Source organism: Acinetobacter sp. CIP 101966 (assembly GCF_000369725.1).
GTDB classification, from domain to species: Bacteria; Pseudomonadota; Gammaproteobacteria; order Pseudomonadales; family Moraxellaceae; genus Acinetobacter; species Acinetobacter lwoffii_Q.
Genome location: NZ_KB850159.1, coordinates 641,092 through 653,850, shown reverse-complemented (window position 1 = coordinate 653,850; position 12,759 = coordinate 641,092). Strand labels below are relative to the sequence as shown.

Below are 12,759 nucleotides of genomic sequence, written 5' to 3'. Positions count from 1 at the left end.
TATGAAAAACATTCGACTTAGCCCGTTATTAACAGGAATTATTCTTGCGGGCTGTTCAAGTTATACCTTTGCACAATTGGGAACCAACCTTTCAGTTGATTTACGTGCACTATCCATGGGGAATGCTGTCACTGCAGATCCTCCAGGGGTCAATGCGGTCCACTTTAACCCGGCTGCACTGACTAAAATTAATGGGCTGCAAACCGAACAGCAAATCATTGTGGCTAATTTTGATATCCAGCGTGAGTTTTCAGTACCCGCCGGATATAACGTATTTGGCTATTCTGATGATCCTATTGTCTGTAATGACGGACCTGAAGTTTCATCTGATTTGTGTACCGATTTTAAAGGTCCGGTCAAAGGCGATGTGGAATATGTCAGCCTTTATGTCCCTTTTCTGAAAAAAATGGTGGATTTAGGGGAAGGCCTTCCTTTGACTGCACCGACCATGGGGATTGCATACAATCCACCTGGATCTAAAGCCACTTATGCGACTGCTGTTTATGCTCCTCTCATGGCAGGTTTTGGTCATGAAGATGGTAACCCGGCAAACTTTATGGGGCAGCAGGTTGCTTTAGAGCGGATTACCTATCTGTCACCATCCATCGGTTATGAGGTCAATGACCAACTGTCGATTGGTGCTTCTATCGGGATGTCTTATCAAGCCATCGGGATGAAAACGGACTTGCGTTTCCCGAATGAGTTGATCGGGATGTTGCGTATGATCGACGAAGTTGTGTGTACGCCGTTTAAAGAAAATTCCGACATTATTACAGATATTCTTTTGCTCGGGATCTGTAATGCGGATGAGGGGATGAATCCATTTGGCAAGTTTGGTCAAATGCAACTGGAGCTTGAGCAAAACTTAAGCCCAAGTTATAACCTGGGAATATTGTGGGAACCGCGCGAAGATTTTAGTTTTGGTATGGTCTACCAAAGTTCTGCGAAAATGCGCTTAAAAGGTAAATATCATATTGATAATGCCAAAGCCCCTCAGGAAATGATCAAAGGTTTGATGACCTCGCCAACCGGTCAGATTCTGGCGGCTATTCTTGGCTTTCCAAATTATATACCATCAAGTGAATCAGGTCTGGTGTCGATGGATTTTGAATATCCGGCGCATTTTCAGGCAGGTATCAAATATAAAGTGATGCCAGATTTGCAAGTCAATTTTGATATTGGCTGGACAGACTACAAGGTTTGGGATGAGTTCAAATTCGAATTTGATCGTACCATTTCAGCTCTAAAAATTGCCAAAATTTTGTCCGCCAATGTTACTGACTCAACCTTGGCTTTACCGATGGGATTTGAATCGCCGTGGAACTTCGGTATCGGGATAGAGTATTCCGCTACAGATCGTTTGAAGCTTCGGGCAGGTTATGAGCCACGTACCAGTGCTATTCCGAAAAATAAGCGTAATACCATGGTACCGATCAATGGTGCGCAGTTATTTGGTTTAGGTGTAGGTTACCGATTTGATGCAGACACTGATCTGGATCTATCAATTGGTTTCTTGCGTAGCAAAGATCAGATTCCAGCAAATACCAGTAGTTTAGCCAACCAGACCGGGGTAAATAACCTGTTATTGAACCCATATGCAGGTTTAAACGTAAAAACAGATACCAAAATTACAATTTTAGGTTTGAATTATCGCACTCGTTGGTAAGGGAAAAATGATCAAGACAGGGAACGTTGGATTGACAGCGGTACTGGCATTAAGTCTGGTATCCGTGTCTTTTTATATAAGCGCTAAAGAATTTATTACGATTATTGGTCCGGATGGACGACCATTAGTCGTACCCCGTAATAATGCAGAGAAAAAAACTGAGGACAAATCTCGATTGTCGAAAACAGCAGGAATTGCAGCAGTTCATTCCACACCTGTAAAGCAAGACTTAGAAAAAGTGCCCGTCGTAGAAAATGGACAAGTTAAACCTAAGCATGGCCATAATATGGTTGTACAACCAGTACAACCAGTACAACCAGTACAACCAGTACAACCAGTACAACCAGTACAACCAGTACAACCAGTACAACCAGTACAACCGCATATTGCACAAGCACAGATTGAGTCTACACCACAATTAATACCTGAATCTAAAGCTCCTCAAATTTCTGATGCTGAAACTGGATCTTCTGTTGCTACCATACAAAAACCGGGATTTAGCCAGGTTGAAGGCATTGAATATGTGGATAGTGAGTATCTGGAAAATAAAGAATTTAATTTAGAAGGCAAAAAACGTTTCTACAGCATGCTCGAAGGAGTAGTAGATAAAAATATCGGAACTACCCGGATCCAGACAATTGAACGTGAAAAAGGGGTGGGACAATCCGTATTAAAATCCTTGTTTCAAACTCCAGAAGTAGATTCCGGTCCTGTGGTACTGGCCCAAAGTTATTATCGTATTTCACAGTCGGAGACTATCGATAGCTTGGGCATGCAGTGTTTTACTGATAAGAAAATTAAAAAAGCGAAAGAAATCAGCCTTAAAAAAGCAGTTAACCTGTGGCCTCGTGCGCCTCTTAAAGCAGACGAATTTGATTTTGAAGTGGTCAAGCTTCAATTCGATATCCAGAATATTCAGATCAACTCTTATGCCTCTAGCCAGAAAAATCCAACGTATTATTGGCCTTTTGTTGTATTTTTAGACAGTCGTGGCTGTGTGCTTGAAGGAGCGGGCGGTTTTAAAAATCAGGAAGGACAGGCGAATATTATTCAACATGAGCGTATCGAAGGGGTTCTCCAGATTCCTGCACAAACTGAATATGTATTATTGACGCCTTTGGCCTCCGCGATAGATGTTGAAGACAAGATGCTGACAAATCATGGACAACTAAAATTAGTCGCCATTCGATAAGGACTATTCGAGTATAAGAATATGAAAAATAAAATATTATTTCCATTTGCTATAAGTACACTTTTAATGGCACTGAGCGGATGTGGTGGGGAAAGTGCCAATGTTATAAAAGAACCAGGTGATGAAGCTACGGAAAATGGTGCTTGTACCCCCGGTGAAACTAACTGTGTGGAATGGGGACTGGAGTATCCGCTTGAAGGTTTAAATTTCAACTGTAGTGGCGATACAGAAAATACGTTTATTACCTTATTTGACAGTAAAAATGGGGTAGCTTCTGGAACCTGCCAAAAGACCGATAATATTGAGTTTTCTATTCAAAGTTTTGGTTCGAATAAGATTAATTTAGGTCAAATAAAACTCAGTGATTATGCCAGTTTTAGTGCCCAGACTCAGCTGCCACGTTTAAGTGTGATTGATATTGCGAGTGGGATTAGCGGACGTCGGGTAAGTAACTTGGAGCCTGGTGATCCTACCGTTCAGGTGGCCATGCGTCTGGTTAAAATTCTGCAAGCTTTGGCACTACAAAAGGGAAGTATTGTTAATCCATCTGATGTGCAACCTTTATATATTACTGAAGACATGCGCAAAAATTTGGCTAAAATCAGTGGAAATATTAGTCTGACTGATACTGATTTGGCGACTAAAATCAAAGATTTTGTTGATATCAGCACAATTTCGGATGAGGTTGCTTTTACCACAGTCAAAAAACTGGTGACGATTGCCAACGCAGCTGTGTATCAGCCAGAATTTTCATTATTTTCAACATCCGGCGTGATTGGAAGTAACCTGACGGGTTCAGATGGACTGGTGGGTTGTAATCAAAGCCCTTGTGATATTAAGAATAAGAATACTAAATATTTATTTGGCCATTTTATGCTGATTACCGATCGCCAGGGCTATACCTTTGGCAGTGGCCTGCAATGGCGTGATACTCAGTCAAAAGTGGCGAAAGAAAATTTATCCTCCTTAGGGGGAGTTAATGCTGAACTCATCCGTAAGGTGAAACCGGTACAAATGACCGCTGATCCACAAAGTTCATGGATTCATCCAACCAGTAAAACCATTAACACGCCTTACCGCCTGAATGTCGCAAATAATGCGACTCAGCTTGAGTTGTATCAAGGCAGATTATTGAATGATTATGTGATCGCGGGTAAAGAAGCTTTCTATAAGGTGGTGACTGACAAAAAATCGCTGGATACTTCCGATCAAGCCAACTTGGGGTTGTGGCGTTTGCAGGCCGATGGTGAAAACTATACGGGAAGCGTTGATCTCTATAAGATTTTCCCGATTAGTTATCTGGATCGTCAGGTCTTTAAAACAGCGCAGAACGTGGGAGATAAGGAGAAATATATCTTCCCAATGTATGCCAATCTGGAATTTAAATTTACAGATAGCACTGTCAGCCCAATTACTTTAGGAATTGTAATTGACAGTAATGGTGATGTACGCACCAATATGCAATCCTCTAATAATTTCGCGACTGATCCGGTGAATGGCTGTAAGGGTGATGTGTTGGCAGATACGCTCTTAGATCATCAAGACATACAACAATACCGCCTCGGGACTTTGGGACGTGCATTTGTCGCTGATAAAGCGGTTTCCATGCGCCTGATTCTGGCCAATGAAAAGTTTGGTAATATCAATGGCGCATTGGTAGGGGTAGACTCACGCATCCAGTCGTCACCGGATTCTAGGGATTCGATTGTGATCGGTGGTGCACTGCTCAATTTGTCTAATGTGTTGGATACTAATGTCGGCCAGAATGGGCGTGTAACTTTCCTGAATTCGGCAGGTGATGGGGTACAATGGGCCAATACCTATGCGAGTTTTCAAAAAGTTTATAATAATAACAATGAGGGTGAAACACCGGCAGATATTAGCCTGGCAAAATTAAACGGTGGTTCGGTTGAGTTTAAACTTGCGGATTGCTACCAAGTCAAAGCCAAATAATATTCCTTAAAAATAAAAAATCCCATCTTAGTATGGGATTTTTTTTATGCATGTTAGGTTTAACCCGTGTGGTCTAGACGCGTGCCTAAGGTTTCCAGATGCATTGGAAAAATATTATTTTTACGGTCTTCAAAATAATGTCTGAGGGTATGTTCTACACTCGGGAAGGCAAGTTCAGTCCAGGGAATATCTGCTTCATCAAATAAACGTGTTTCGATGGTCTCTTCACCCGCACCAAATTTTCCATCAATCAGATTGGCTTTAAATAGCACATAAATCTGACCAATACGCGGAATATTATACATACAGTAAAGCTGTTCAATGTCTACTTCAGCTTCGGCTTCTTCGCGGGTTTCCCGTGCAGCCCCTTGCTCCATGGTTTCAAACAGTTCCATATAGCCAGCAGGTAAAGTCCATAAGCCGTAGCGTGGTTCAATAGCACGACGGCACAACAGCACTTTGTTTTCGAATAAGACTAAAGCACCACAAATTACTTTCGGATTAATGTAATGAATAGAGCCGCATGAATCACATACGCTGCGAATTTGCTGATCGCCCAAAGGAATTTTAGCAGTGGTTTTATGTCCACAATTCACACAGAAGTTCATATTCATCATCAATGATAAAAGTATGCTCAGGATAACTGAAAAAGCAAAATTTGGCATCATTTCTCTCCCGCCCCGACTAAAATCAGCTATGATGAAATTATGATCATCGTCAGGGTTGAAAGAATGGATGCATGTGAATTGACACAAAGGTTGCAGCAACGCTTACGTTTTTCCAAGCGTATCCGATCTGCTCATGCTGCCGTGTTGATTGCAATTACAGATGAAGCTGATCCGAAAGTATTGCTGACGCGCCGTTCAGCTTATTTGAATAATCATGCTGGAGAAGTCTCATTTCCGGGTGGCAAGCGCGATCCGCAAGATACCAGTAATATTGTGGTGGCTTTAAGGGAAGCCTATGAGGAAACGGCACTCAATCCTTTTGATGTGCATTTAATGGGTGATTTACCCATGCAAAAAGCCCGCAATGGCATGCTGGTCAAACCGATTGTGGGACTGATTCCTCCGCAAGTGAAGCTGATTCCACAACCGACGGAAATCGACCGGATTTTCTTTGCCTCATTGCAGCATTTGCTTGAAGTGACGCCTACGCCTTATGAAGTTCGCTTTGCCCAGCAATCTTTATATTTTCCGAGTATGCGGGTAGAAAATGAAGTGGTTTGGGGCTTGACCGCACGTATGCTGATTTCTTTATTTCAATATGGGCTGGATTATAAAAAAGACTGGCCATTCTTGCTTAATTCTCCAACGTTTAAACGCTCCAAATTTTTTTAACCATTGAACAGGATTTTATCAATGTTGTACAAATTTCAGGGATACTTACCTACCGCTACACATCAGCCCTGGGATGGCTGGATAGCACCGACGGCAACAGTGATTGGACAAGTTGAGCTTGGACGACAAGTCAGTATCTGGTTCGGTGCCGTAGTACGTGCAGATAACAGTAAAATTAAATTGGGTGACTTTAGTAATGTGCAGGAAAATGCCGTACTACATACGGATGCCGGCATCGAGATGAATATTGGCAATTATGTGACAATTGGGCACCAGGCTATGCTGCATGGTTGTACCATTGGCGATAATAGCCTGATCGGAATTCAGGCCGTCATTTTGAACCATGCCGTGATTGGCAAGAATTGTATTATTGGTGCCAATGCCTTGATTCCGGAAGGCAAGGTGATTCCAGACAATTCCGTGGTGATGGGCTCACCCGGTAAAGTGGTAAAAACGCTGGATGATGACAGTGTTCAAAAATTAACAATGAGCGCCATGCATTATGCTGAGCATTTTCAGAAATTTCAGGATTTGGAAGAAGTGCAACTCTAAGGCACTTTTTTAATGAGTGAATCATAAGCCTAGATTTTCTAGGCATTTTTGTATCTGTTTCGGGAAAATCTCGCGTAGCGGATATGAGTGGAGTATCATATCCGCGTTTTTTATATTCTCTGAATTAAGGTTGTGCATGAAAGTGCTGGCATTGGAGACTGCCAATGAGCAGTGTTCCGTTTCTGTAATCGATGATACTCAAGAACTATTTTTTCAGCTTGATGCGCGCGCCAAGGCACAAACGCAAACGATTCTCCCGATGATTGAACAAGGTCTGCAAGATCTTGGGCTGGCCATTGCTGATTTGACCGCGATTGCCTTTAGTCGTGGTCCAGGTTCTTTTAGCGGTGTGCGTATTAATGCTGCTGTGACTCAGGCCTTGGCTTGGTCCAATGATGTGCCGGTGATTCCGGTGTCGACTTTGCAGGCTTTGGCACAGGCGGCTTATCGTCTGCACGGTCTGACTGAAGTGTCTGCAGTATTGGATGCCCGTATGAGCGAAGTCTATATCGCGAGCTATCAACTGGATGCACAAGGGATTATGCAACCGGTCGATGATGAGCAACTATTAAGTTATGCAGAAGGCAGCCAAGCTGTGCGCTTTACCCCAGTTGGCTCAGGTGCTGAACTGGTACAAAGCGAAACTTCAATTTATAAAGAGGTGCATGCGACCGCACAGGATATCGCCAGCATTGCACTTGCAGCGGCACAAGCAGAAAACTGGGTCAGTGCAGAATTGGCATTACCCGTATATTTACGCGATAACGCGTGGAAAAAAATTCCAGAACAAGGCAAAGCATAATTAATTAGGATAAAGCATGGATCTTTTACTGCTACTCAAAGCGGCCATCATGGGTATTATCGAAGGCATTACCGAGTTTTTGCCTATTTCCAGTACCGGTCATTTGATTTTGGCATCAGAATTAATGAATTTCTGGACCAAGGAAAAGAGTGATGTATTCGTCATCGCGATCCAGATGGGGGCAATTGCTGCCGTTATTTATGAATATTGGGCGCGTCTTTGGGGGGCAGCGACCGGGATTGTCAGCGGTGAACCGCAAGGTCGCCGTTTAGGCATTGGCCTGATTCTGGCTTCTATTCCGATTATATTGATTGGTCTGACGCTGGGACAAACCGTCAAACAATTACTGTTTAATGATATTGCGATTGCCATTGGTTTGATCGTCGGTGGTTTGATCATTATCTGGATTGAAAAGAATCCACCACAAGTCCGTGTGCATGAAGTTGAAGAACTCAGCATTAGAGATGCGATCTGGATTGGCCTGATTCAGGTTTTATCCTTAATTCCGGGTACTTCCCGTTCAGGCGCAACCATTATCGGTGCGATGTTCCTGGGTGTGTCCCGTAAGGCAGCGACTGAATTCTCATTTTTCTTGGGTATTCCGGTCATTATCGGCGCTGGCCTGCTGGATCTTTATCAAAGCTATGATGTATTAAATACCACTGAAGACTGGACCGTGATCGGGGTTGGGCTTCTGGTTTCCTTTATCTCGGCATTGATATTAATCCGTGCGCTGGTCGCTTACGTGGCCAAACGCGACTTTATGATCTTTGCCTGGTATCGTATTGCTTCGGGTCTGCTGATTTTATTATTTGCTTATACAGGTTGGAAACTATGGTAAGCGCGATTCGCTTATATGCCGAATCTGACTATCAAGAGAAAGCACAGCACTTCGAGGCTGTGCTTTCTTCTCGTGAGGTGCAGGTCGAGATTGAAACTGTTGAAAAACTCAATGCACGTTTTTTCCGTTTAAACCCTGAACTGGCGCTTTGTGTCGATGCTGACGGACTCTGGTTATGTGCCAATGGCATGAAGATGCAACCGGACTGGCAAGCAGAAACTGGACGTTTAAAACGTGCATCGTTGAAATCGGAAATGATTGCACGCGCCTGTAATTTAAGTGAAAAACCAAGCTTGGTCGATGCGACTGCAGGTCTGGGACATGACAGTCTGTTGATGGCGCATTTAGGTGCGCAGGTCACTTTGGTTGAACGGCATCCAATTCTATTCACCTTGCTTGAAGATAGTCATACACGTGCCCAGTCGGATGCATTCCTGAGTCAAGTCGTATCACGGATTCATTTGGTATTTTCAGATTCAGCCGATTATTTAAAACAGCAGGCCGAGCAGCAGATTATTGATGTGGTTTATCTTGACCCGATGTTCCCACAGCGGGATCAAAATCAGCAGGCAGTCAAAAAACAGGCACAGGTCAAAAAACAGATGCAGCTGTTACATATGTTATTGCCTGAAGATGGGGAAATGGATCTGGGCGACAACTTGCTGGAACTGGCGCAGAAAATTGGCAAGCGTGTTGTGGTCAAACGTCCGCGTCTGGCGGTATTTCTGGCCGGAAAAGAGCCAAATCATCAATGGCAAGGCGATGCTTGTCGCTTTGATGCGTATTTTCAGCATGAACTTGTAGCTGAATAGGATAATGGCTTCTTTATTAAGCAAAGATTTGTTATATATTTAAAATTAGCATTGATTAAATGCTTATCAAGCATAAACTTATTCAGCACATTAGCGAGCCACTCATCTCCTTGAAATCCTATGATCGACTTTAAACCCTCCATTAATTTTTGGCACGATTTTAAGAGCAACCAAATTGCCGGGATGTGGTTATTTCTGGGGTCGAGGCGTTCTTTACAACTGGTCCGTCCATCCATCATGCAATTGGTGTTCTGGGGGATCTTGGGTGGCTGCGCCAACAGTTTGTTTAGCTGGCTCAGTTCAGGCCGTATGGGAGATTTTAACTCTCAAGGTCTGATCAGTTATGCGCTTTGGCCTTTCATTGCCCTGATTGTCGGTATTTTTCTGTCACAGCGGGTCAATAATCCACGCTTGATGCTGGTGCCCGCCTTGTTATGGTTGGTGTTAGATACCCATATCATGCTGTTCCAGTGCCTGATTCAGTATCTGGGTGATCTGGATTATCTGCCGTATATCCTCTACGACTATATTCCAACGCTCTTTGTCATGCTGTTTGTCTGGCAAAGTCTGGCAGTGGTCTGGGTCATCTCGCGTGAATTAAAATGGCCGTGGTGGGAACGTGCGCTGATTATGCTGGCGACCTTGTTTACCCTGGTGGTTTGGCAGATTTCAGTCAAAGATCAGCCGATCTGGAAAGTCGAAGAAATTCCACCGAGTTTTGCCGAAGATGCTTTCTATGCCCAGCCAACTTTGCTGAATAAAGCGCTGGAAAATATCGAGTATGGTGAATTTGCACAGTCACACTGGTATTTCATGGGGGTAGCCGGAGCGAGCTATCAGGATGTATTCCATTCTGAAGTCGAGCGGATTAAAGAACAGTTTGATACCCGTTTTGGTACTTTTGGCCGATCGATTGCCTTGGTCAATCACCCAGCGACACGTACCACCATGCCGATTGCTTCCAAAACCAGTATGGAGCTGGCATTACGCCGTATGGGGCAGCAGATGAACCGGGAAAGTGATGTGTTGTTTTTATATATGACCTCTCACGGTTTGCCGAATGTATTTGAAATGGAAAATGCCCCGCTGGATCTGGCACAAGTCGATCCAAAATGGTTGCGTGAGACACTGGATGCATCAGGCATACGCTGGCGCGTGATTGTGATCTCGGCATGTTTTTCAGGCAGTTTTGCTTCAGCTTTACAGAATGATAATACCTTGGTGATTACGGCTTCGGCAGCCGACCGTCAGTCTTTTGGCTGTTCGAATGAAGCGGATTATACCTATTTTGGTCGTGCGTTCTTTGATGAAGCCATGCGTGAAAATAGCAGCTTGCAAAGCGCGTTCGCCCAGGCCACAGATACCGTAGCAAAATGGGAATCGGCTCAAGGTTTTGAGCCATCAGAACCGCAATGGGTGATTGGTAAGAATATGGAATTGATGTTGCCACAACTGGAGCAACGTTTATTTCCACAGAACAGTACAGCGTCACCATCTCCCTAGATCAATGTCATCCACAGACCGGTTTCAATAATAAGGAATAGCCATGGAACTTATACAGAACAATAGAAGCTTTGAAGGTGAACAGCGGATTTATCGTTTTGATTCACGCTATCTTAAAACACCGACCAAGTTTGGCATTTTTCTGCCGCCTCAAGCTTTAGAGGGCCACAGCTGTCCTGCATTATTCTATCTGGCAGGTTTGACCTGTACTGAAGAAACCTTTGCCATCAAGGCACATGCACAGCGTCTGGCGGCACAGCTTGGCTTGATCCTGATTACACCAGATACTTCGCCGCGTGGCGAAGGTGTGGCAGAAGGCGACAACTGGGATATCGGTCAGGGTGCGGGTTTTTATATCAATTCTACCCAGGCACCATGGGCTGAACACTATCAGATGGAAAGCTTTATTGTCGATGAGCTTTACGCACTGGTCACTGAGGAATTCGTGATCCATCCCGGCAAGATCGGCATCTTTGGCCACTCTATGGGCGGTCATGGCGCATTGACTCTGGCATTTAAATATCCAGAAAAATTCAAATCTGTTTCAGCCTTTGCACCGATTTGTGCCCCGAGCCAGTGTCCTTGGGGGGACAAAGCATTCTCGAATTATCTGGGTACTGAGAAAGAGGAATGGCTCGAACATGATGCAACCGCTTTGGTTCAGGAAAAGGGCGCCTTATTTGGCGATATCCTGATTGATCAGGGTTTTTCGGATCAGTTCTATAGTCAGCTTAATCCAGCCTTGTTTCAGCAAGCTTGTGATGCCGTCAACCAGCCGCTAACTTTGCGTGAACATCAGGCCTATGATCATGGTTATTACTTTATTCAAAGTTTCGTAGATGACCATTTGCAATTCCATGCCGTGCAGTTAAATCCTTAAAGCAAGACTGCACACATCTAGCAGTACTAAAAAGATTAAAAAACCTCCAAAATGTTTTTACATTCTGGGGGTTTTTCTTTTAATATCAGGTGTATAAAAGTATAAAAAATTGGGGTCGTCATGCAGCAGACAGCAGACGGTATTCGTGTTAGTGAGCCATTATTTCCAGCTGCTTCAAGTTTTTCGACTGAAGCCACGCCTTCAGTCCGCCCCAAATATCAGCGTTATGGATTCAGATTTCATGGCAGTGCATCCGAATATTTTGGTATCTGGATGGTGAATCTGATGCTGACCATAGTGACCTTGACCTTGTACAGCCCTTGGGCCAAGGCACGCCGTATGCGTTATTTCTACGGCAATACCCAATTTTTAAACCATCGCTTCGACTTTGTGGCCATGCCGAGCCGGATCTTGCTGGGTCGTCTGTTTGCACTGGAACTATATCTGGTTACCGTCGTACTGACCAACTATTCAATCCTTGCCACCAGTTCTTTATTAATGGTCGCTGCGCTGTGTTTGCCTTGGCTTATTCGGATGACGCTGAAATTCAAGGCCCGAAATAGCAAATATGGCAATGTGCGTTTTTATTTTAATGGCAGCAACCGCGAGGCTTATAGGGTCTTATTTCTGGCCATCCTGATCAATATCTTTACTTTGCTGCTGTTTAGTCCGGTGATGATTTGGCTCTATAAACGCTATTGTTTTAATCATTTATCGATTGGTCAGCTGCAATTCAAGCTGAATATTAGCTGGTCTAAGTTTATGTCTGCCGTTTATCTGCTCTTGGGTCTTTGCCTGCTGGTTGGTATTGGCTGGCTTGCAGCAGTGGTGTACTGGGTGGACCGGATTGGCACCAACTTGTTTAGTCTGGGTTTACTGCTTAGCTATCTGCTTTGTCTGGCGCTAGTCTGGCCGGTCATTTCTGCACGTTTATACCTCATTACCTGGAATCATGTGGAGCTTGGTCAAAGTTACTTTAAAACACGGGTAACTACTTGGCATTATAGCTGGATTGTGCTGAGCAACTGGATAGTGCGTGTTCTTAGTCTGGGCTTAATGACGCCTTGGGCTGCCATCCGTTTATATGAATATCAGTTAAAACACTTGGAACTCTATGTAGCAGACGATGAAACCAATCTTGAGCATATCTTGCAACCTGATCCGAGTGCCTTGGCCGATGAAATCCTGGACGTATTTGATTTCGATGCGTCGCTATAG

At 44.0% G+C, this 12,759-nt stretch carries 12 protein-coding genes; 11 read left to right on the top strand and 1 reads right to left on the bottom strand.

All coding sequences use genetic code 11. The features are described 5' to 3' along the window. The first annotated feature begins 1 nt into the window (after position 1). From F891_RS05965 to F891_RS05955, 3 genes are read left to right on the top strand one after another with little or no spacing between them, the layout of a single operon-like run. Positions 2-1,666, top strand: a complete 1,665-nt coding sequence (locus F891_RS05965; RefSeq protein ID WP_004646033.1) for a putative pilus system OmpP1/FadL family transporter FilD — start codon at positions 2-4, stop codon at positions 1,664-1,666. Positions 1,667-1,673: 7 nt separating this feature from the next. After that, positions 1,674-2,858: a putative pilus assembly protein FilE gene (gene filE / locus F891_RS05960; protein WP_005262598.1), complete on the top strand. Its 1,185-nt coding sequence runs from the start codon at positions 1,674-1,676 to the stop codon at positions 2,856-2,858. 21 nt (positions 2,859-2,879) lie between these two features. Continuing rightward, on the top strand, positions 2,880-4,811 hold the full coding sequence (locus tag F891_RS05955; protein ID WP_005262597.1) for a putative pilus system protein FilF: 1,932 nt from the start codon (positions 2,880-2,882) through the stop codon (positions 4,809-4,811). A gap of 59 nt (positions 4,812-4,870) precedes the next feature. Here F891_RS05955 and F891_RS05950 read toward each other — a convergent pair whose 3' ends face one another. Beyond that, positions 4,871-5,419, bottom strand: a complete 549-nt coding sequence (locus F891_RS05950) for an NUDIX hydrolase (RefSeq protein WP_161785319.1) — start codon at positions 5,417-5,419, stop codon at positions 4,871-4,873. 123 nt (positions 5,420-5,542) lie between these two features. Between F891_RS05950 and F891_RS05945 the strand changes: the two genes are divergently transcribed. The 8 genes from F891_RS05945 to F891_RS05910 all read left to right on the top strand — a co-directional run bounded on the left by F891_RS05945 (position 5,543) and on the right by F891_RS05910 (position 12,759). Then, positions 5,543-6,151, top strand: coding sequence for an NUDIX hydrolase (locus F891_RS05945; RefSeq protein WP_004279164.1), 609 nt, complete (start codon positions 5,543-5,545; stop codon positions 6,149-6,151). A 24-nt stretch (positions 6,152-6,175) separates the two neighbouring features. Beyond that, a complete protein-coding gene (locus tag F891_RS05940; protein ID WP_171066341.1) occupies positions 6,176-6,703 on the top strand; it encodes a gamma carbonic anhydrase family protein in 528 nt (175 codons plus the stop codon). Positions 6,704-6,839: 136 nt separating this feature from the next. After that, complete coding sequence (gene tsaB, locus F891_RS05935; protein WP_005262590.1) at positions 6,840-7,505, top strand: tRNA (adenosine(37)-N6)-threonylcarbamoyltransferase complex dimerization subunit type 1 TsaB; 666 nt, start codon at positions 6,840-6,842, stop codon at positions 7,503-7,505. A gap of 16 nt (positions 7,506-7,521) precedes the next feature. Continuing rightward, positions 7,522-8,346: an undecaprenyl-diphosphate phosphatase gene (locus F891_RS05930; RefSeq protein WP_004279167.1), complete on the top strand. Its 825-nt coding sequence runs from the start codon at positions 7,522-7,524 to the stop codon at positions 8,344-8,346. After that, positions 8,340-9,158: a class I SAM-dependent methyltransferase gene (locus F891_RS05925; protein WP_005262589.1), complete on the top strand. Its 819-nt coding sequence runs from the start codon at positions 8,340-8,342 to the stop codon at positions 9,156-9,158. The genes F891_RS05930 and F891_RS05925 overlap by 7 nt, the downstream gene beginning before the upstream one ends. 120 nt (positions 9,159-9,278) lie before the next feature. Then, the gene (locus F891_RS05920; protein ID WP_005262588.1) at positions 9,279-10,661 is read left to right on the top strand and encodes a C13 family peptidase; all 1,383 of its coding nucleotides are present in this window, start codon (positions 9,279-9,281) and stop codon (positions 10,659-10,661) included. A gap of 43 nt (positions 10,662-10,704) precedes the next feature. Continuing rightward, positions 10,705-11,541, top strand: a complete 837-nt coding sequence (gene fghA, locus F891_RS05915; RefSeq protein WP_005262587.1) for an S-formylglutathione hydrolase — start codon at positions 10,705-10,707, stop codon at positions 11,539-11,541. Positions 11,542-11,661: 120 nt separating this feature from the next. Further along, a complete protein-coding gene (locus tag F891_RS05910; protein ID WP_005262586.1) occupies positions 11,662-12,759 on the top strand; it encodes a YjgN family protein in 1,098 nt (365 codons plus the stop codon).